The organism is Variovorax sp. PBS-H4 (genome assembly GCF_901827205.1).
Taxonomy (GTDB): domain Bacteria; phylum Pseudomonadota; class Gammaproteobacteria; order Burkholderiales; family Burkholderiaceae_C; genus Variovorax.
The window spans coordinates 434,248-452,975 of the sequence record NZ_LR594675.1; the positions used below are offsets into that span (position 1 = coordinate 434,248).

Below are 18,728 nucleotides of genomic sequence, written 5' to 3' on the forward strand. Positions count from 1 at the left end.
CTGGGCGCCCCCGCATAATCGACGAACCCGTCTTCGCCCCGCATGAACAGCATCTTCATCATTGCCCATTCGCCGCTCGCCCAGGCATTGCGGCAATGCGCTTTGCATGTGTTCCCCGACAGCGAGCCGTCGATCGCAGCGCTCGACGTGCTGCCCAACGTATCGCCGGACGAAACCCTGGCGGCGGCGCGCATCATCCTGGCCCAGCTCGAGCGCACGCCTCGCTCGCAGGTGCTGGTGCTGGCCGACGTGTTCGGCGCCACCCCCTGCAACGTAGCGCAGAAGCTCGTCGACGGCGTGCGCTCTCGGTTGGTGGCCGGCGTCAATCTGCCGATGCTGCTGCGTGCCGTAAGCTACCGTAACGAGCCCCTCGAGACGCTCGTGCAGCGCGCGCTCACCGGCGGCACCGCGGGGGTGATGCAGGTGGCCGTGGCGGCACCCCAGAATCAGGCAAGAAGAAAGCACAGTGATCAAGACATCCGTGACCATCAGCAATAAGCTGGGTCTGCACGCGCGGGCCTCGGCCAAACTCACCAAGCTCGCAGGCAGCTATCCATGCGAGGTCTGGCTCGCGCGCGGCGACCGCCGCGTCAATGCCAAGAGCATCATGGGCGTGATGATGCTGGCTGCGGGCCTCGGGGTAACGGTTGAAGTCGAGACGGATGGCGAGCGGGAGCAGGAAGCGATGGATGCCATCGTTGCGCTGATGAACGACAAGTTCGGAGAAGGCGAATGACTTTTGCCGTCCATGGGCTGCCGGTGGCCCGTGGCATTGCGATCGGACGCGCCGTGCTCGTGGTCTCGAGCCGCCTCGACGTCGCCCACTACTTCATCAGGCCGGAAGAGGTCGAAACGGAGATCGACCGCGTGCGCATCGCGCGCAACGCTGTCGCCGAGGAGCTCCAGAAGCTGCAGGCCAGCGTCGCGCTGATGGGCCCCAACGACGCGCCGCATGAACTCGCCGCCCTGCTCGAGGTGCACCTGATGCTGCTGCAGGACGAGGTGCTGACCGGCGGCGTCAAGCACTGGATCGTGGAGCGCCTCTACAACGCCGAGTGGGCGCTGACCACCCAGCTGGAGGTGGTCGCGCGCCAGTTCGACGAGATGGAGGACGAGTACCTGCGCGAGCGCAAGGCCGACCTCGAGCAGGTGGTCGAGCGCCTGCTGCATCGCATGAAGGGCACGGCGGCGGTGCTGGCGCCTACGCCGCCGCGTCGCAAGCGCACCGAGGACGACGAGGACAGCGACCCGACCGCCCGCGACGCCATCGACGCTCCCCTGGTTTTGATCGCCCACGACCTCTCTCCGGCCGACATGCTCCAGTTCAAGAAGAGCGTGTTCGCCGGCTTCGTCACCGACGTGGGCGGGCGCACCTCGCACACAGCGATCGTCGCGCGCAGCATGGACATCCCGGCCGTGGTCGGCGCGCGCAGTGCCAGCCAGTTGGTGCGGCAGGACGACTGGGTCATCATCGACGGGGATGCCGGCGTCGTGATCGTCGATCCCTCTCCGATCATCCTGGCCGAATACGGTTTCAAGCAGCGCCAGGGCGACCTCGAGCGCGGCCGGCTGGCACGCCTGCGCCACAAGCCGGCCGTCACGCTCGACGGCCAGAAGGTCGACCTGTTGGCCAACATCGAGATGCCCGAGGACACCCTGGGCGCGGTCAAGGCCGGCGCGGTGGGCGTCGGCTTGTTCCGCAGCGAGTTCCTCTTCATGGGCCGCGAGGCCCAGCGCATGACCCGCCTGCCCGACGAGGAAGAGCAGTACCAGGCGTATCGGCGCGCGATCGAAGGCATGCAGGGGATGCCCGTCACCATCCGCACTATCGACGTCGGCGCCGACAAGCCGCTCGATGGGCGAGTCGTGCGCGACGACGAGGCCCACCTCAACCCGGCGCTCGGCCTGCGCGCGATCCGCTGGAGCCTGGCCGACCCCGCGATGTTCCTGACCCAGATCCGCGCGATCCTGCGCGCGGCGGCGCATGGCGAGATCCACCTGCTGATCCCCATGCTTGCGCACGCCAGCGAGATCCGCCAGACCCTGGCGCTGATCGACTTCGCACGCGCCGAGCTCGACAACCGCGGCGTCGTGCACGGAAAGGTCAAGCTGGGCGCGATGATCGAAGTACCGGCCGCGGCGCTCACGCTCAAGATCTTCCTCAAGCATTTCGACTTTCTGTCGATCGGCACCAACGACCTGATCCAGTACACCCTGGCCATCGACCGCGCGGACGAATCGGTGGCCCACCTCTACGACCCCGCCCATCCGGCCGTGCTGCGCCTGGTGGCCGAAACAATTGCCGAGTGCCGGCGCCAAGGCAAGGGCGTGAGCGTTTGCGGCGAGATGGCGGGCGACGTGGCCTTCACTCGCCTGCTGTTAGGCATGGGCCTGCGCAGCTTCTCGATGCACCCGTCGCAGATCCTGGCAGTCAAGCAGGAGGTGCTGCGAGCGGACACGAGCAAGCTGCAGGCGTGGGCGCAGCAGGTGCTCGAGGCCGACGACCCGGCCAGCCTCATGACGCTCGCGGCGCCGCCGCAATAAAACGAAACACGCCGAAACTGCCGCGAAAGGACTTTGCGGCGGCTGGATTGCACCATCGAGTCTCCCTGATCGATCCGATCGCAATGGAAGGAAGACTCTCATGAAACCCTGGTTCAAACGCTCTCTCTTTGGCTTTGCCGGCGCGGCGCTGGTTGCTGGCAGCCTCGCCGGCTGCTCCAGCCACCGCCATGGCTGGGGCGGCAGCTCCGAGCAGGACCGCGCCGAGTTCCGCGCCCGCATGGTTGAACGCGTAGGCAGCAAGCTGGAGCTCGATGCGACGCAGAAGCAGAAGCTCGATGTGCTCGCCGAGAAGATCCAGGCCCAGCGCCAGGCGCTGCGCGGCGGCGGCGATCCGCGCGCGGAGTTCCGCGCCCTTTTCGCCGGCGCCAAGCTCGACCAGCAGCGCGCGAAGAAGCTGGTCGAGGACAAGACGGCCGCGATCCAGTCGGGCAGCCCCGAGGTGATTGCGGCGGCAGCCGACTTCTTCGACAACCTGAACCCCACGCAGCAGCAGAAGGTGCGCGACTTCATGGAGCGTGGCCGTCGCTGGGGACACCGTGGTTGACCTGTCTGTGCCGCGGCTTCCGGCCGCAAGGGCGTCGATCTCGGCGTGGGCGCACCCGGCGCCCAGCGCGCAGAACGCCGTGTCCGGCGCCGCGCAGGGCGGCGTGCGCATCCTGCTGCGCCTCGAAGGCCTGGTTGTGGTCGCAGCGGCCGTGGCCGCCTACGTGCACCTGGGCGCAAGCTGGGGTGCCTTCGCCATGCTGTTCCTGCTGCCCGACCTGAGCTTCCTCGGCTACCTCGCCGGATCGCGCGCGGGCGCCATCGCGTACAACACGGCGCACTCGTACATCGGCCCGGTTGCCTTGCTGGGCCTGGGCCTGATCGGCGGCATGCCGGCCGCGCTGGCGCTCGGGCTGATCTGGAGTGCGCACATCGGCCTGGACCATGCCTTGGGCTACGGCCTCAAGTACGGGAGCGAGTTCGGTGTCACCCACCTCGGCCGCGTCGGTCCCACCGACCCGTGGTGAGCACCGCGCCGCAGGATGGGATCCGCCGGCCGCTTCCGTGCCCGGCCTTGGCGCTCCAATGGCGGCCGGCCTGATCACCAGCCTGCTGTTCGTCCGTAGGCACAATCCCCACCGCATGCCCCGCATCCTTCTGATCGACGACGACGAGCAACTGGCAACGCCGCTGGCGAGCTACTTCGCGCGCTTCGACTGCGTGCTGGACAGCGCGCAGCGGCCCAGCGAGGGGCTGGCCAAGCTGCGGGCCGAGGCCTACGACTGCGCCATCCTCGACGTCATGCTGCCCGAAATGGACGGCTTCGCGCTGTGCCGCGAAATTCGCAAGGACAGCGACATCCCCATCGTGATGTTGACCGCCCGCGGCGACGTGATGGACCGGGTGGTCGGCCTCGAGCTCGGCGCCGACGACTATCTGCCCAAGCCCTTCGAGCCACGCGAGCTGGTGGCGCGGGTGCAGACCATCCTGCGCCGCCAGCGCGCGGTGCCGGCCGCGACACCTGCCCAGCGCCGGGTCTTCGAAGGCCTGTCCATCGATCTCGACCGGCGCGAGGTGCTGCGCCAGGGCGAGCGCGTGGAGCTGACCGGCACCGAGTTCGAGCTGCTTGCCCTCCTGGCCGACCCCCCCGGCAAGGTCTGGAGCCGCGACGACATCCTGAACCGGCTGCGCGGCCACGAGGCCGAGCTCTACACCCGCGCCGTCGACATCGTGGTGAGTCGCCTGCGCAAGAAGCTGGAGCCGCTGGACTGCATCAAGACCCTGCGCAACGCCGGCTACATGCTCGCAGTCGGCAAGAGCGATCCGTGAACCGGCGCCCGCGTTCGCCCCGGCACTGGCGGCGCCGCTGGCGCCATTCGCTGCGACTGCGGCTGATCACTGTCTTCGTGCTGCTCGCCATGGCGATGGCGGCGGTGTTCCTGGGCGGCATGCAGCGCGCCTTCTCCAACGGCTGGCGCGAGGCGGCGCAGCCATTGGTGGGGGACTACATGGACCGGCTGGTGGCCGAGCTCGGCACCCCGCCCGACGTGGCGCGCGCCGAGGCGCTGGTCACACGCCTGCCGATCTCGATCCGCATCGAGGGCCCTGCGGTCAACTGGGATTCGCATCCGCAGCGCCGCTGGCGCAACTTCGGTCCCGGCCGGGGCGACTGGCTCACGCGCAGCACCATCGACGGCCATCGCATCAGCTTCGGGCTCGGCACGCTGCCGTGGCAGCGTGAGCCGCACGGCATTGGCTGGATCACGCTGGCCCTGCTGCTCGCGTTGATTGCGCTTGCCTATGCCTACGTGCGCCGCTTGCTCCGGCCGCTGGACGACATCCGCGACGGCGCCGAGCGCTTCGGCCGCGGCGCCTTCGACCAGCCGATCCCATTGCGCCGGCGCGACGAGCTGGGCGACCTGGCGCAGCGCATCAACACCATGGCGCACGACATCCAGGGCATGCTGGACGCCAAGCGCGCGCTGCTGCTCGCGCTGAGCCACGAGCTGCGCTCGCCGCTGACCCGCGCCCGCCTCAACGCCGAGCTGCTGCCCGCCACGGCCGAAGGCGAGACGGAGCGCGCCGCGCTCCTGCGCGACCTCGCTGAGATGCGCGACCTGATCAGCGACCTGCTCGAGAGCGAGCGCCTCGCCAGCCCGCATGTGGCGCTTCAGCGCGAGCCCGTCGACCTGGCGGCGCTGGTGCGCGATGTGGTGGCCGAGCATCCCGAGGGTGGGCGTGTCGCGCTCGACCTCGCCGAAGGCCTGCCCGCGGTCGCGGTGGACCGCTCGCGCATCCGCCTGCTGGTGCGAAACCTTCTCGAGAACGCATTGCGCTACGGCGTCGATGCACCCGAGCCTCCGCGCATCGCGCTGCGCCGGGCGGAGCAGGGCGGCATCGAGCTCGAGGTGCGCGACTTCGGTCCCGGCGTCGATGCCGCTCAGCTGGAGCACCTGACCGAGCCGTTCTTCCGCACCGACAGCGCACGGCAGCGCGCTACTGGCGGCGTCGGCCTGGGCATGTACCTCTGTCGCCTGGTGGCTCAGGCGCATGGCGGCACGCTCACGGTGCGCAACGCCCAGCCCGGCCTGGGTGTCAGTGTCACGCTGCCCGGCGCCTGACCGAACTCGTCGCTTGTCGCCTGTGCTACCGCCGTGCCGTCTGGCCGGGGCTACGATGCTTCCCCCATCCATCCATCCAGGCAGGAGACAAACCCATGAGCAGCACCCTCCGCAATCGGCAAGTCCGCCTCGCCAAGCGCCCTGAAGGCGCCGCCACGCGCGACAACTGGCAGTTCACCACCGAGCCGGTCGGGGAACCGGCCGAAGGCGGCGTGCTGGTCAAGACGCTCTCACTCTCGCTCGACCCCGCCATGCGCGGCTGGATGAACGAGGGCAAGAGCTACATCCCGCCGGTGGAGATCGGCGCCGTGATGCGTGCCGGCGGCGTCGGCCGGGTGATCGCCACACGCGACCCGGCCTTCGCAGTCGGTGACACGGTGTACGGCTCCTTGGGTGTCCAGGAGTACATCCTGATCCCGCAGGAAGAGGTCAAGCGCACCGGGCTCACCAAGATCGACTTGAACGCCGGCACCATCACCCAATGGCTCAACGTGCTGGGCATGCCGGGCATGACCGGCTACTTCGGCCTGATGGACATCGGCCAGCCGAAGCCCGGCGAGACCGTCGTGGTCTCGGGCGCCGCCGGCGCGGTCGGCCAGACGGTGGGCCAGCTCGCGAAGATCAAGGGCTGCCGCGCGGTCGGCATCGCCGGCGGCCCGGAGAAATGCGACTGGGTGGTCAAGGAGCTCGGCTTCGACGCATGCATCGACTACAAGGCGGGCCCCTCGGCCGTGCGCGACGGCCTCAAGGCGCACTGCCCGAAGGGCATCGACATCTACTTCGACAACGTCGGGGGCGAAATACTCGATGCGGCGCTGGCGCGGCTGGCGCGAGGCGCGCGCATCATCATTTGCGGCGCAATCAGCCAGTACAACAACGCCAACAGCGCGCCTGCGCAAGGCCCCAAGAACTACCTGAGCCTGCTGGTGAACCGGGCGCGCATGCAGGGCATGGTCGTTTTCGACTATGCCGACCGCTACCACGTTGCCGTGGCCGAGATGGCGACCTACCTGAAGGACGGCCGCATGAAGAGCCGCGAGGACGTGGTCGAGGGCATCGACACCTTTCCGGAGGCGCTCACGCGGCTGTTCACGGGGCAGAACTTCGGCAAGCTGGTGCTGCAGGTGGCCAAAGACTGATCAAAAGCGGTGCCGGCTGCTCAAGCCCGTACCCGCGATCCCATGACGGCTGCCGACAGGATCAGGAACGCAGCCAGGGCAATGGTCCAGCTCAGCGGCCGCTGCGTGACCACCATCAGCAGCGCCGTCGAGGCAAGCGGCGTGATGTAGCTCAGGATCCCGATCTGCCGCGCGTCGCCCCGTTTCAGCGCCATGTCCCAGAGGAAAAAGGCCGCGCCCAGCGGCCCCAGGCCGCACAGCGCGACCAGCAGCCAGTCGCGCGCCGACAGCGACGCCTGCGGCTCCAGCAGCGCATGGCAAACGAGCGCGAGCCCACCCGACACCAGGCCGAACAACCCGATGGCCGTGGTTGGAAAAGCGGCCACGCGCTTGGTCCATAGCGAGTAGCTGGCCCAGATGAAGGCCGAGCCCAGTGCGGGCAAGAAGCCCCAGTAGCTGGTATCGGTCGCCGCCACCTGGGCGTTGCGCGCGCCCAGTATTGCGATCGCTGCGCCCGCGAAGCCGAGCAGGGCTGCCATCAGATGGAGCGGGCGCAGCGACAGACCCGGCAGCAGCGCCGGTGCCAGCACGACCATAAAGAGCGGCCACAGGTAGTTCACGAGGTTCGCCTCGACGGGCGGTGCGTGGCGCAGTGCGATGAAGAGCAGGAAGTGGAAGCCGAACAGGCCGTAGATCCCCAACGCCAGCGTGCGCGCCGGCACCGTCCAGGCCTGGCGGTTGCGCAGCACGGCCGGCCAGCTCATCACGCTGCCGATCATCAGCGCGAGCCCGGTCAGGAGGAAGGGCGGCAGGTGCGAAAGCGACGTGCCCAGCGAGGCGAGTGTGCCCCAGAGGGCGATGGCAGCGAGTGCGTACAACGTGGCGGCAGACATGCGCCCGAGCTTAAGCGCAGAGCGCCTCGTCACCCGAGGCCATGCTGTCGTGGTCGGCTAAAGCCTGAGCAGCAGCGCCGAGGCTGCGCACACCAGCAGGAACGGGATGCTGATTCGATGGAATTCGCGCAGCCCGTGCTCCACCTTCGCGAGCCGCAGCGCGATCAGGTTGGCCAGCGAACCCAGCACGCAGCCGAAACCCCCCACGCTGACACCGGCGGCGAGCGCGGGCAGGTCGTGCACGTAGCGGTCGAGCAGGATCGTGGCCGGCACATTGCTGATGAACTGCGAGATGCCGATGGCGGCCAGGTAGGCGCGCCAGCCTTCGCCGATCGGCCATTGCTGCAGCAGCGCCGCAACGGCAGGCAGCTCGGCCAGCTGGCGCAGATCGATGAACATCAGCGCGATGATCGCGAGCAGCGCCCAGTCGATGCCCAGCAGCACGCGCGGGCGCAGCAGCAGGAAGGTGCCGAACACCAGCCCGAGGCCGGCGGCCAGCCAATGCCGGTCGAGCGCGATCACGAAGGCGATGAAGAGCAGCCCCGACAACGCCAGCAAGCGCGGCTGCACCGGCTCGGCATCGCTCGCGGGCTTGAGGTGGATCTCCACGCGCGGCACCAGCAAGCGCGCTGCGGCGAACAGCCAGAACAGCATCACGGCCACGGTGGGCGCCATCATGCCCATGAACCCGAGAAAGCTTTCGCCGGAGCGGTGCCACAGATACAGGTTCTGCGGATTGCCGATCGGCGTGAGGGCAGAGCCGGCGTTGACGGCCAGCGCCTCCAGCACCACCAGCCGCGCCAACGGCAGGTGAGCCTGTGCCGCCAGCACCCTTGTAAGCGGAACCAGCAGGAACAGGCTGACGTCATTGGTGACCAGCGCAGAGAGCCCTGCGGCGGTGGCGACGAGAAAGAAGACCAGGTGGCGCAGTTCGGTGGTGCGCGCGAGCAGTCGCGCGGCCACGCGTTGAAGCATGCCGCTGCGCTCGACGCCCTGTGTGATGGCGAGCAGGCCGGCCAGGGCGCCCAGCGTCTCCCAGTCGACCAGCTTCAGATAGTCCAGCGGCGCGCGCGGGCGCACGAACGCAAAGACCACGGCCGCCGCCAGCAGCACCCACAGCAGGCCGTGTCCGCCGCCATGCTCGGGCGCCCCGGCTTCAGCGGGAGTCGCGCTCACGAAGCTCGCGCTTGAGGACCTTGCCGATCGCGCTGCGCGGAAGCTCGTCGAGCAGGTGCAGGCGCGCGAGCCGTTGTGTCTTGCCGAGCTGGGCGTTGGTCCATTGCAGCAGCGTCTCACCCGGCGTCTCGTCGCCGGCACTGCGCACCACGAAGGCCACCGGCGTTTCGCCCCATTGCTCCGAGGGCACTCCGACCACCGCCGCTTCGGCCACCGCAGGATGGCCGCGCAGCACCGCCTCGAGATCGCTCGGGTAGATGTTGAAGCCGCCGCTGATGATCATGTCCTTCCTGCGATCGAGAAGGATGAGGAAGCCGTCCTCGTCGAAGCGGCCGATGTCGCCGGTGCGGATGAAGCGCTTGCCCGCCGGGTCGAACCACTCGGCCTCGCGCGTCTTCTCGGCCTGGCGGTGGTAGCCGACCATCATGCCGGCCGAATGGCCCACCACCTCGCCTGCCTCGGTGCGTGCGACTTCACGGCCGGTTTCATAGATCAGGCGGATGTCGCTGCCCTCGGCCGGCCGGCCGACGGTGTGCAGCTTGCCCGGGTTCAGATGCGCTTCCAGGATGCAGGTGCCGCCGCCCTCGGTCATGCCGTAGAACTCGACCAGCCCGCCGGGCCAGCGCTTGAGCACGTCGGCCTTGAGCGCTGCGCCAAACGGCGCGCTCGTGCTGAACTTGAAGCGGAAACTGGAGAGGTCGTACGTGCCGAAGTCGGGATGCGCCATCAGGCGCTGGTACTGCACCGGCACCAGCATGGTGTGCGTCACGCGGTGCTGCTCGGCGAGCTTCAGGTAGCCGGCCGCGTCGAACTTCGACATCAGGACCACGCAGCCGCCGTGGGCCAGGGTCGGGAAGAAGACCACGAGCGTGGTGTTGGAGTACAGCGGCGTCGACAGTAGCGTCACGGTGTCCGGCCCATAGCCGTACCTTGCGCCGCGCTGTACATGGGCCCAGCGCATGCCGTGGCCCTGCACGATGCCCTTGGGCTCACCCGTGGTGCCGGACGAATAGATGATGTTGAAGGGCCACGAGGGCTGCGGCTCGACGGGCACGGGCTGCGACCCCGCCGGCGCAAGCCATGCCTCGAAAGCCCGCCCTGCCTCGCAGCCGTCGAGCGCGACGCGTGGAATGCCGTCCTGCGCCGCTGCGCCGATTGTCGCGGCCGCCGCCGCGTCGAGGAAGAGGATGCGCGCTTGCGCGTCCTCGATCATCCTTGCGAGGCTGGCGGGCGTAGAGCCGGGCGCGAGCGGCGCGACTGCGATGCCCGCGCGCAAAGCGCCCAGGAACAATGCCGCGTAGTGCGTGCTCGACGAAGCGCATATCGCGATGGCATCTCCTGGCCGCAGGCCGTCACGCTGCAGGGACGCCGCGATGCGGTCCATCAACGCATCGAGCGCGCCGTAGCGCAGCGTGAGTTGCGCATCGACGAGCGCCGGCCGGGACGGTGCTTCCTTCGCGTGCAGGCGAATCAGCTCGGCGATGACGCCGAACTCGCGTGCCATCGCAGCGTCGATCGCGCTCATCCGCGTGCTTCCGTCAGACCCCGGCCGCGTGCGCCTGCTGGTCCGCGTGGTAGCTGCTGCGCACCATGGCGCCCACGGCCGCGTGGCTGAAGCCCATCTTGTAGGCCTCTTCCTCGAACATCTTGAAGGTGTCGGGATGCACGTAGCGGCGCACCGGCAGGTGGCTGCTGCTGGGCGCAAGGTACTGGCCGATGGTCAGCATGTCGATGTCGTGGGCGCGCATGTCGCGCATGACCTGCAGGATTTCCTCGTCGCTCTCGCCGAGGCCCACCATGATGCCGCTCTTGGTCGGTACGGCCGGATGGAGCGCCTTGAACTTCTTCAGCAGGTTGAGGCTGAACTGATAGTCGCTGCCCGGGCGCGCTTCCTTGTAGAGGCGTGGCGCCGTCTCGAGATTGTGGTTCATCACGTCGGGCGGCGCTGCCTTGAGGATCTCGAGCGCACGGTCGTCGCGGCCCCGGAAGTCGGGCACCAGGATCTCGATCTGCGTCTGCGGCGAGAGCTCGCGAATGCTGCGGATGCAATCCACGAAATGCTGGCTGCCACCGTCGCGCAAGTCGTCGCGGTCCACGCTGGTGATCACCACGTACTTGAGGCGCAACTTCGCGATCGTCCTGGCGAGGTTGAGCGGTTCGTCCTTGTCGAGCGGGTCGGGCCGCCCGTGGCCCACGTCGCAGAAGGGGCAGCGCCGCGTGCACTTGTCGCCCATGATCATGAAGGTCGCCGTGCCCTTGCCGAAGCATTCGCCGATGTTGGGGCAGGAGGCCTCTTCACAGACCGTGTGCAGGTTGCTCTCGCGCAGGATCTGCTTGATTTCATAGAAGCGCGTCGTCGGGCTGCCGGCCTTGACGCGGATCCACTCGGGTTTTTTGAGCACCTCGCCCTGCACGACCTTCACCGGAATGCGAGATAGCTTGGCCGCCGCCTTCTGCTTGGCCAGCGGGTTGTAGGTGGCGGAACCTTGGGCGTCGCGGACGACTTCAGGGGTGCTCATGGGTGCGTGGGCGGGGTTCAGGGCGCGAGATAGATGGCCAGCTTGCTGGCCAGCACCTGTGCGGCTTCGTCCCAGGTTGTTTGAACCCCGATTGTAGAAAGATCGACGGTCTTCAGACCCGGGTAGCCGCAAGGGTTGATGCGGGAGAAGGGTTCGAGGTCCATTGCGACGTTGAGGGCGACGCCGTGGTAGGTGCGGTGGCGGGTGATCTTGATGCCGAGAGCCGCGATCTTCCCGAGGCAACGGAAGCGCTCGGAGTCATCCCCGGGCGAGGATTGCAGCCGCGCATGCGAGAACGGATCGTCCAGTCGCACATAGATGCCCGGCGCACCCGGCACCCGGTGCCCGGTCACCCCGAAATGCGCCAGCGTGCGGATCACCGACTCCTCGATTCGATAGACGTATTCCTTGACGTAGTAGCCTGCGCGCTTGAGGTCGACCAGCGGATAGGCCACCACCTGCCCTGGCCCGTGGTAGGTCACCTGGCCACCGCGGTCGGTCTGTATCACGGGGATCTCGCCCGGATCCAATACATGGTCCGCCTTGCCTGCCAGGCCTTGCGTGTAGACCGGCGCATGCTCGCAGACCCAGAGCAGGTCTCCAGATTCAGGCGTGCGCTCCTGCGTAAGGCGCTGCATCGCAGCGTAGGTGGATGCGTAGTCGACGTGGCCCAGCCAGTCGACCTCCAGCGTCACAGCACCACCTTGACCATCGGATGCGCGGTCAGCGCGCGGTAGATGTCGTCCAACTGCTCGCGGCTGGTGGCGGTCACCGTGATGGTCACCCCGAGGTAGTTTCCGGCCTTGCTGTTGCGCAGCTCGACAGTGGTCGCGTCGAAGGCGGGGTCGAACTGCTCGGCAATCTGCGTGATCGCGTGCACGAAGCCGTCGGCCTTCGCGCCCATGACCTTGATCGGGAACTTGGACGGATACTCGATCAGCGATTCTTTGCGCGCTTCGGTCGGCGTGTCTGGCGGGGTGGCTGTCATGCTGTCGCTTCCTTGGTCTTGCGCGCTGCGTTCCTTGGCGCGGCGATAGCCGGCGTCGAGTGCCTGAAAGATGGGTCCCGGGCGCCCGGCGCCAATGGGCTGGCCATCGAGCGTGACCACCGGCAGCACCTCCTTGCTGGCCGAAGACAGCATCAGCTCATCTGCGCCAAAGACCTCGTCGCGCCCGATGCGGCGCAGCGAAAAGGGAATGCCGGCCTCCGCGCAGATGCGCTCTATCAGGCCGTAGCGGATGCCCGCGAGCACCAGCTCGTCTTTCGGGGGGCCGCTGACCGCGCCGTCTTTGACGACCCAGACGTTGCTCGACGAGGCTTCGCTCAGCCAATCGCCCCGGAACATGATGGTCTCGGCCGCGCCGGCCTCCACGCTGATCTGGCGGGCCAGCACCGCGCCCAGCAGGCTGGTGCTCTTGATGTGCGCCTTCTGCCAGCGGAAGTCCTGCGCGCTGACGCAGGCGACGCCCTTTGCGCGCACCGCATCGGGCACCGGCTTCATCGGGTTGAGCATCACGAACACGGTGGGCGTCAGACCCTGGGGCATCGCATGCTCGCGCGGCGCGACGCCGCGCGTGACCTGGAAGTAAAGAGCCTGCACGGCTGCGCGTTGGTCGGCCGGGCTGGCCTCGATCAGGCGTGCAGCGATCGCGTGCCACCCGTCGTGCGTCAGCGGGTTGGCGATGCGCAGTTCGGCCAGCGATCGGTCCAGCCGCGCCATGTGCTCCTCGAAGCAGAAGGGAACGCCACCGTAGACCGGCACCACTTCGTAGACTCCGTCGCCGAAGATGAAGCCGCGGTCGAGCACGCTGATCTTCGCGTCGCGCAGCGGCGCGTAGGCACCATCCAGATAGCAAAGAGAATCGGGAGGGGCTTCGGCGATCGGGTGCATAAGCGATTATGGTGGGGACGCCGCCATGCTTTCCAATGGGGTCCCAGGCGCCCGCCGGCCACCAAGGGTGTTGCCAAACCTGACGGGAAGCTGGCGAAGGGCTTTGGGTTTCTACTTATAATCAGTGGCTTTGTAGAAATTCTGGGTCGTCATCCGGGCTTCATTCGAAATGAAAACAATCGCCCGCGATGTGGATGTCTGCGAGGACGGGCAAGACCCGGATGCCAACTTCAAGCCGCTGACTGCCGAGGAGGCCCAGCGGTTGCGCGAACGAAAGCCACTGATCTCGCCTTGGCGCGTGATCGCGGTCCAGGTCGCGGCGGGGCTGCTGGTGGCACTGGTCGCCTGGGGCTTGTCGGGGAGGCAGAGTTTGGGATGGTCCGCTGGATACGGCGCACTTGCGGTGGTGATTCCTTCCGCGGTGTTCGCAAGAGGACTGACGGGGAGGTTTTCTTCGCTGAACGCGGGCACTGCGGTGTTCGGGTTCTTCTTGTGGGAAATGGTCAAGCTGGTCTTGTCGGTGGCGATGCTGCTCGCCGCGCCGAGACTGATAGTGGCGCTGAGCTGGCCGGCGATGCTGGTGGGCTTGGTGGTGACAATGAAGGCGGCGTGGGTGGCGGTGATGCTGGCTCCCAAACGCCCGAAATTTAAAGACGAGTAACGGATGGCTGCTGAAAACGCTGCGGAACATGGTCAAACCGCTGGTGAATACATCGTTCACCACTTGACCCATCTTCAAAGCCGGACACCGTCGGGTGTGGCCGATTTCTCCGTATTCAATTTCGACTCGCTCTTCTTCGCAATCCTGCTCGGCATTGTCGGCTGCTGGCTGCTCTGGCTGGGCGCGCGCAAGGCGACCTCTGGTGTTCCCGGTCGCTTCCAGGCGGCCGTCGAAATGCTCGTCGAGATGGTCGACCAGCAGGCCAAGGGCATCGTGCACAACGCAAAGAGCCGCAAGTTCGTGGCACCGCTCGCGCTCACCGTCTTCGTCTGGATCGTCATGCTCAACGCGATGGACCTGCTGCCGGTCGATCTGCTGCCCGCCATCTGGGCCAAGCTCTTCGGCGCTGCCGGCGGTGACCCGCATCACGCGTACTTGCGCGTCGTTCCTACGGCCGACCTTTCGGTCTCGATGGGGTTGTCCGTCTCTGTGCTGCTGATCTGCCTGTACTACAACATCAAGATCAAGGGTGCCGGCGGCTGGGTCCACGAGCTCTTCACGGCACCCTTCGGCAACCATTGGGCGCTCTATCCCTTCAACTTCGCGATGCAGATCATCGAGTTCGTCGCCAAGACGGTCTCGCACGGGATGCGTCTGTTCGGCAACATGTATGCGGGCGAACTGATCTTCCTGCTGATCGCCTTGATGGGCGGCGCCTGGTCGCTCTCGGCCACCGGCATTTTGCTCGCGCTGGGTCACATCGTCGCGGGCACTGCGTGGGCCATCTTCCACATCCTGATCATCATTCTTCAGGCCTTCGTGTTCATGATGCTCACGCTCGTGTACGTCGGCCAGGCGCACGATCACCACTGACCTGTCGCGCCCTCGCGATTTCCGTTTTTCTTTTTCTCTTCAACCAAAGTCCTTAGGAGTCATCATGGAAGTTATTAGCTTTGTCGCTCTCGCCGCCGGCCTGATCATCGGTCTTGGCGCCGTGGGCGCTTGTATCGGCATCGGCATCATGGGCAGCAAGTACCTCGAGTCGGCCGCCCGCCAGCCCGAGCTGATGGGTGAACTGCAGACCAAGATGTTCCTGCTGGCCGGCCTGATCGACGCGGCGTTCATCATCGGTACCGGCATTGCGCTGTGGTTCGCCACCGCCAACCCCTTCCTCTCGCAAATCGCGAACCTGCCGAAGTAATTGGGCACAGGCTTCTCGTCGAAACCGCGTGTGCTTCTTTTCATGAAGTGCTGCGCTGGATTTCAATCTCAAAGAGAGGGTGAAAAGTGAGCATTACCGGTACCCTGATCGTCCAGATGATCGTGTTCCTGATCCTGGTCGGATTCACGATGAAGTTCGTGTGGCCGCCGATCGCGAAGGCGCTGGATGAGCGTGCCCAGAAGATCGCGGAAGGCCTGGCTGCGGCCGACAAGGCCAAGGTTGCGCTGTCCGAGGCGGACAAGCGGGTGGAAGTCGAACTGGGCAAGGCGCGCAACGAGTCAGCGCAGCGCCTGGCCGATGCCGAACGTCGTGCGCAGGCCATCGTTGAAGAGGCTAAGGCCCGCGCCACGGAAGAAGGCAACAAGATCGTGGCAGCCGCCCGTGCCGAAGCAGAGCAACAAGCCGTGAAGGCGCGCGAGGCGCTGCGCGAGCAGGTGGCCGTGCTGGCCGTCAAGGGTGCCGAGCAGATCCTGCGCAAGGAAGTGAATCCGGCCGTGCACGCCGATCTGCTTTCGCGTCTGCAGACCGAACTCTGAGACGCACGCCATGGCTGAACTCGCCACCATTGCACGCCCCTACGCCGAAGCGCTGTTCAAGGCCTCTTCGTCGGACCTTGCCAACACCGGTGCATGGCTCGAGAGGGTGGCGGCCATCGCCGCCAATCCCGAGCTGCAGCAATTCGCCGACAACCCGAAGGCCACGCCCGAGCAGGTGCTGGGCGTGATTGCCGGTGCCAACGGTGCCGCGCTGCCCCCGGCTGCCAACAACTTCCTGATGGCGCTGCTCGAGAACGGCCGCTTCACTGCATTGCAGGAGATCGCCAGGCAGTTTCGGGCGTTGGCGAATGCGCAAAGCGGCTCGTCCGATGCGGTGGTTTACAGCGCCTTTCCGATCGACGCCGGCGCCCTCAACGGCGTGGCGGCCGCGCTCGAGAAGCGCTTCGGCCGCAAGCTGCAGATTGCCGTCGAGCAAGACCCGTCCCTGATCGGCGGTATCCGCGTGGTGGTGGGTGACGAGGTGCTCGACACCTCCGTCAAGGCGCGCCTCGAACAAATGAAAGTTGCGCTGGCAGCCTGAGGCCGCCAGCCCCCTTAACGAAAGAAGGAAAGAGTCATGCAACTCAATCCCGCAGAAATTTCCGAGCTGATCAAGAGCCGCATCGAGGGCCTTGGCGTCAGCGCGAACATCCGCAACGAGGGCACCGTGGTGTCGGTAACCGACGGCATCGTGCGCGTACACGGCCTGTCGGACGCGATGCAGGGCGAAATGCTCGAGTTCCCGCCTTCGCCGGACGGCGCGCCGTCCTTCGGCTTGGCCCTGAACCTCGAGCGTGACTCCGTCGGCGCCGTGATTCTGGGCGAGTACGAGCACATTTCCGAAGGCGATACCGTCAAGTGCACGGGCCGCATCCTGGAAGTGCCGGTCGGCCCCGAGCTCATCGGCCGCGTGGTGAACGCGCTGGGCCAGCCGATCGACGGTAAGGGTCCGGTCAACGCCAAGCTCACCGACGTGATCGAAAAGGTCGCCCCGGGCGTGATCGCACGGAAGTCGGTCGACCAGCCAATGCAGACCGGCCTCAAGTCCATCGACTCGATGGTGCCGATCGGTCGCGGCCAGCGCGAACTGATCATCGGCGACCGCCAGACCGGCAAGTCCGCCGTGGCGATCGACACGATCATCAACCAGAAGGGTCAGAACATGACCTGCGTCTACGTCGCGATCGGCCAGAAGGCTTCGTCGATCAAGAACGTGGTGCGCGCGCTGGAGCAGGCCGGCGCGATGGACTACACCATCGTGGTTGCCGCTTCTGCCTCCGAGTCCGCTGCGATGCAGTACGTCGCGGCCTATTCCGGCTGCACGATGGGCGAGTACTTCCGCGACCGCGGCCAGGACGCGCTGATCGTCTATGACGACCTGTCCAAGCAGGCCGTGGCCTACCGTCAAGTGTCGCTGCTGCTGCGCCGCCCTCCGGGCCGCGAAGCCTATCCCGGCGACGTGTTCTACCTGCACAGCCGCCTGCTCGAACGCGCCGCTCGCGTGAACGCCGACTATGTCGAGGCCTTCACCAAGGGTGAGGTCAAGGGCAAGACCGGCTCCCTGACGGCACTGCCGATCATCGAAACGCAGGCCGGCGACGTGTCCGCCTTCGTGCCGACCAACGTGATCTCGATCACGGACGGCCAGATCTTCCTGGAAACCAGCCTGTTCAACGCCGGCATTCGTCCCGCCATCAACGCCGGTATTTCGGTGTCGCGCGTGGGTTCGTCGGCCCAGACCAAGGTCATCAAGGGCCTGTCGGGCGGTATCCGTACCGACCTCGCGCAGTACCGCGAACTCGCGGCCTTCGCGCAGTTCGCCTCCGACCTGGACGAAGCCACCCGCAAGCAGCTGGACCGCGGTGCTCGCGTGACCGAGCTGCTGAAGCAGGCGCAATACAGCCCGCTGCCCATCTCGCTGATGGGCGCTTCGCTGTTCGCTGTCAACAAGGGCTTCATGGACGACCTCGAGGTCAAGCAGGTGCTTCCGTTCGAGCACGGCCTGCACCAGTTCCTGAAGTCGAGCCATGGCGCGCTACTCGACAAGATCGAGCAGGCCAAGGCGCTCGACAAGGATTCCGAGGCCGAGTTGACGACGGCGATCACTTCCTTCAAGAAGTCCTTCGCCTGACCGATCCAAGGAGTAGTCTCAATGGCAGCCGGTAAGGAAATCCGCGGCAAGATCAAATCGGTGGAGAACACCAAGAAGATCACCAAGGCCATGGAAATGGTGGCCGCATCGAAGATGCGCAAGGCGCAGGACCGCATGCGTGCCGCCCGGCCGTACAGCGAGAAGATCCGCAACATCGCAGCCAACCTCGGCCAGGCGAACCCGGAGTACACGCACGCCTTCATGAAGGTCAACGAGGCCAAGGCCGTGGGCTTCATCGTCGTGACGACCGACAAGGGCTTGTGCGGCGGCATGAACACCAACGTGCTGCGCGCCGTGACCGCCAAGCTGCGCGAGCAGCAGCAGGCCGGCAATGCGGTCGAGGCGGTGGCCATCGGCAACAAGGGCCTGGGCTTTCTCAACCGCATCGGCGCTCGGGTGGTGTCGCATGTCACCCAACTGGGCGACACGCCGCACCTGGACAAGCTGATCGGCCCGATGAAGGTGCTGCTCGACGCCTATGCCGAGGGCAAGCTGAGCGCGGTCTACCTGTGCTACACCAAGTTCATCAACACGATGCGCCAGGAGTCGGTGGTCGAGCAGCTGCTGCCGCTGGCCGCCGACGCGCTGAAGATGGAAAAGGGCCAGCACTCCTGGGACTACATCTACGAGCCGGATGCGCAGAGCGTGATCGACGAGTTGCTGGTGCGCTATGTGGAGTCCCTGGCTTACCAGGCGGTGGCCGAGAACATGGCGTCGGAGCAGTCGGCGCGCATGGTCGCGATGAAGGCCGCCACCGATAACGCGGGCAGCGTGATCGACGAGCTCAAGCTGGTCTACAACAAGACTCGCCAGGCCGGCATCACCAAGGAGCTGTCGGAGATCGTGTCGGGCGCCGCGGCGGCCGCGGGGGTCTGAGCCTCGGTTCGACCT

At 66.6% G+C, this 18,728-nt stretch carries 21 protein-coding genes and 1 pseudogene; 15 read left to right on the forward strand and 7 right to left on the reverse strand.

The window, feature by feature from the left end; all coding sequences use genetic code 11:
- Window positions 1-42 precede the first annotated feature (42 nt).
- From E5CHR_RS02075 to E5CHR_RS02110, 8 genes are all read left to right on the forward strand, one after another.
- Window positions 43-498: a PTS sugar transporter subunit IIA gene (locus E5CHR_RS02075; RefSeq protein WP_162578153.1), complete on the forward strand. Its 456-nt coding sequence runs from the start codon at window positions 43-45 to the stop codon at window positions 496-498.
- Window positions 467-736 (forward strand): HPr family phosphocarrier protein, encoded by a 270-nt coding sequence (locus E5CHR_RS02080; protein ID WP_162578154.1) that lies wholly within the window; start codon window positions 467-469, stop codon window positions 734-736. Before E5CHR_RS02075 ends, E5CHR_RS02080 begins: the two co-directional genes overlap by 32 nt.
- On the forward strand, window positions 733-2,544 hold the full coding sequence (ptsP, locus tag E5CHR_RS02085) for a phosphoenolpyruvate--protein phosphotransferase (protein ID WP_162578155.1): 1,812 nt from the start codon (window positions 733-735) through the stop codon (window positions 2,542-2,544). Before E5CHR_RS02080 ends, ptsP begins: the two co-directional genes overlap by 4 nt.
- A gap of 100 nt (window positions 2,545-2,644) precedes the next feature.
- Window positions 2,645-3,109, forward strand: coding sequence for a Spy/CpxP family protein refolding chaperone (locus E5CHR_RS02090; protein WP_162578156.1), 465 nt, complete (start codon window positions 2,645-2,647; stop codon window positions 3,107-3,109).
- Entirely contained in the window at window positions 3,102-3,575 is a 474-nt protein-coding gene (locus E5CHR_RS02095; protein WP_232061924.1) for a DUF4260 domain-containing protein, read from the forward strand. Before E5CHR_RS02090 ends, E5CHR_RS02095 begins: the two co-directional genes overlap by 8 nt.
- A 115-nt stretch (window positions 3,576-3,690) precedes the next feature.
- Entirely contained in the window at window positions 3,691-4,377 is a 687-nt protein-coding gene (locus E5CHR_RS02100; protein ID WP_162578157.1) for a response regulator transcription factor, read from the forward strand.
- Window positions 4,374-5,669, forward strand: coding sequence for a sensor histidine kinase (locus E5CHR_RS02105; RefSeq protein WP_232061925.1), 1,296 nt, complete (start codon window positions 4,374-4,376; stop codon window positions 5,667-5,669). Before E5CHR_RS02100 ends, E5CHR_RS02105 begins: the two co-directional genes overlap by 4 nt.
- A 95-nt stretch (window positions 5,670-5,764) precedes the next feature.
- On the forward strand, window positions 5,765-6,808 hold the full coding sequence (locus E5CHR_RS02110; RefSeq protein ID WP_162578158.1) for an NADP-dependent oxidoreductase: 1,044 nt from the start codon (window positions 5,765-5,767) through the stop codon (window positions 6,806-6,808).
- 20 nt (window positions 6,809-6,828) lie between these two features.
- Here E5CHR_RS02110 and E5CHR_RS02115 read toward each other — a convergent pair whose 3' ends face one another.
- The 7 genes and pseudogenes from E5CHR_RS02115 to E5CHR_RS02140 all read right to left on the reverse strand — a co-directional run.
- A complete protein-coding gene (locus E5CHR_RS02115; protein ID WP_162578159.1) occupies window positions 6,829-7,680 on the reverse strand; it encodes a DMT family transporter in 852 nt (283 codons plus the stop codon).
- A gap of 57 nt (window positions 7,681-7,737) precedes the next feature.
- Window positions 7,738-8,856 (reverse strand): SLC13 family permease, encoded by a 1,119-nt coding sequence (locus E5CHR_RS02120; RefSeq protein ID WP_162578160.1) that lies wholly within the window; start codon window positions 8,854-8,856, stop codon window positions 7,738-7,740.
- Window positions 8,837-10,360 carry a class I adenylate-forming enzyme family protein gene (locus E5CHR_RS02125; protein WP_162583520.1) on the reverse strand — a complete coding sequence of 508 codons (1,524 nt, stop codon included), beginning with the start codon at window positions 10,358-10,360 and terminating at the stop codon, window positions 8,837-8,839. The genes E5CHR_RS02120 and E5CHR_RS02125 overlap by 20 nt, the downstream gene beginning before the upstream one ends.
- A 34-nt stretch (window positions 10,361-10,394) precedes the next feature.
- Complete coding sequence (gene lipA / locus E5CHR_RS02130) at window positions 10,395-11,375, reverse strand: lipoyl synthase (RefSeq protein ID WP_162578161.1); 981 nt, start codon at window positions 11,373-11,375, stop codon at window positions 10,395-10,397.
- 17 nt (window positions 11,376-11,392) lie between these two features.
- A complete protein-coding gene (gene lipB, locus E5CHR_RS02135) occupies window positions 11,393-12,070 on the reverse strand; it encodes a lipoyl(octanoyl) transferase LipB (RefSeq protein ID WP_162578162.1) in 678 nt (225 codons plus the stop codon).
- Window positions 12,067-12,363 carry a YbeD family protein gene (locus E5CHR_RS31620; RefSeq protein WP_174255770.1) on the reverse strand — a complete coding sequence of 99 codons (297 nt, stop codon included), beginning with the start codon at window positions 12,361-12,363 and terminating at the stop codon, window positions 12,067-12,069. The genes lipB and E5CHR_RS31620 overlap by 4 nt, the downstream gene beginning before the upstream one ends.
- 9 nt (window positions 12,364-12,372) lie before the next feature.
- Window positions 12,373-13,266: pseudogene (locus E5CHR_RS02140) on the reverse strand (D-amino acid aminotransferase); the annotation flags it as partial.
- Between the two features lie 169 nt (window positions 13,267-13,435).
- Here E5CHR_RS02140 and E5CHR_RS02145 point away from each other — a divergent pair.
- The 7 genes from E5CHR_RS02145 to atpG all read left to right on the forward strand — a co-directional run bounded on the left by E5CHR_RS02145 (window position 13,436) and on the right by atpG (window position 18,713).
- Complete coding sequence (locus E5CHR_RS02145) at window positions 13,436-13,927, forward strand: ATP synthase subunit I (RefSeq protein WP_162578164.1); 492 nt, start codon at window positions 13,436-13,438, stop codon at window positions 13,925-13,927.
- A gap of 3 nt (window positions 13,928-13,930) precedes the next feature.
- A complete protein-coding gene (gene atpB, locus E5CHR_RS02150) occupies window positions 13,931-14,800 on the forward strand; it encodes a F0F1 ATP synthase subunit A (protein ID WP_162578165.1) in 870 nt (289 codons plus the stop codon).
- A gap of 64 nt (window positions 14,801-14,864) precedes the next feature.
- On the forward strand, window positions 14,865-15,128 hold the full coding sequence (gene atpE / locus E5CHR_RS02155; RefSeq protein ID WP_019657641.1) for a F0F1 ATP synthase subunit C: 264 nt from the start codon (window positions 14,865-14,867) through the stop codon (window positions 15,126-15,128).
- Window positions 15,129-15,214: 86 nt separating this feature from the next.
- Window positions 15,215-15,685, forward strand: coding sequence for a F0F1 ATP synthase subunit B (locus E5CHR_RS02160; RefSeq protein ID WP_162578166.1), 471 nt, complete (start codon window positions 15,215-15,217; stop codon window positions 15,683-15,685).
- Window positions 15,686-15,695: 10 nt separating this feature from the next.
- Window positions 15,696-16,226 (forward strand): F0F1 ATP synthase subunit delta, encoded by a 531-nt coding sequence (locus E5CHR_RS02165; RefSeq protein WP_162578167.1) that lies wholly within the window; start codon window positions 15,696-15,698, stop codon window positions 16,224-16,226.
- Window positions 16,227-16,262: 36 nt separating this feature from the next.
- A complete protein-coding gene (gene atpA, locus E5CHR_RS02170; RefSeq protein ID WP_162578168.1) occupies window positions 16,263-17,816 on the forward strand; it encodes a F0F1 ATP synthase subunit alpha in 1,554 nt (517 codons plus the stop codon).
- A 21-nt stretch (window positions 17,817-17,837) separates the two neighbouring features.
- Window positions 17,838-18,713 (forward strand): F0F1 ATP synthase subunit gamma, encoded by an 876-nt coding sequence (atpG, locus tag E5CHR_RS02175; RefSeq protein ID WP_068674805.1) that lies wholly within the window; start codon window positions 17,838-17,840, stop codon window positions 18,711-18,713.
- Window positions 18,714-18,728: the final 15 nt, after the last annotated feature.

Excerpts from the sequence above, each read along its gene's own strand:
- E5CHR_RS02075 (WP_162578153.1), top strand. The coding sequence starts at position 43 with ATGAACAGCATCTTCATCATTGCCCATTCGCCGCTCGCCCAGGCATTG.
- ptsP (WP_162578155.1), top strand. The coding sequence starts at position 733 with ATGACTTTTGCCGTCCATGGGCTGCCGGTGGCCCGTGGCATTGCGATC.
- E5CHR_RS02090 (WP_162578156.1), top strand. The coding sequence starts at position 2,645 with ATGAAACCCTGGTTCAAACGCTCTCTCTTTGGCTTTGCCGGCGCGGCG.
- E5CHR_RS02100 (WP_162578157.1), top strand. The coding sequence starts at position 3,691 with ATGCCCCGCATCCTTCTGATCGACGACGACGAGCAACTGGCAACGCCG.
- E5CHR_RS02110 (WP_162578158.1), top strand. The coding sequence starts at position 5,765 with ATGAGCAGCACCCTCCGCAATCGGCAAGTCCGCCTCGCCAAGCGCCCT.
- E5CHR_RS02115 (WP_162578159.1), bottom strand. The coding sequence starts at position 7,680 with ATGTCTGCCGCCACGTTGTACGCACTCGCTGCCATCGCCCTCTGGGGC.
- E5CHR_RS02125 (WP_162583520.1), bottom strand. The coding sequence starts at position 10,360 with ATGGCACGCGAGTTCGGCGTCATCGCCGAGCTGATTCGCCTGCACGCG.
- lipA (WP_162578161.1), bottom strand. The coding sequence starts at position 11,375 with ATGAGCACCCCTGAAGTCGTCCGCGACGCCCAAGGTTCCGCCACCTAC.
- E5CHR_RS31620 (WP_174255770.1), bottom strand. The coding sequence starts at position 12,363 with ATGACAGCCACCCCGCCAGACACGCCGACCGAAGCGCGCAAAGAATCG.
- E5CHR_RS02145 (WP_162578164.1), top strand. The coding sequence starts at position 13,436 with ATGAAAACAATCGCCCGCGATGTGGATGTCTGCGAGGACGGGCAAGAC.
- atpB (WP_162578165.1), top strand. The coding sequence starts at position 13,931 with ATGGCTGCTGAAAACGCTGCGGAACATGGTCAAACCGCTGGTGAATAC.
- atpE (WP_019657641.1), top strand. The coding sequence starts at position 14,865 with ATGGAAGTTATTAGCTTTGTCGCTCTCGCCGCCGGCCTGATCATCGGT.
- E5CHR_RS02165 (WP_162578167.1), top strand. The coding sequence starts at position 15,696 with ATGGCTGAACTCGCCACCATTGCACGCCCCTACGCCGAAGCGCTGTTC.
- atpA (WP_162578168.1), top strand. The coding sequence starts at position 16,263 with ATGCAACTCAATCCCGCAGAAATTTCCGAGCTGATCAAGAGCCGCATC.
- atpG (WP_068674805.1), top strand. The coding sequence starts at position 17,838 with ATGGCAGCCGGTAAGGAAATCCGCGGCAAGATCAAATCGGTGGAGAAC.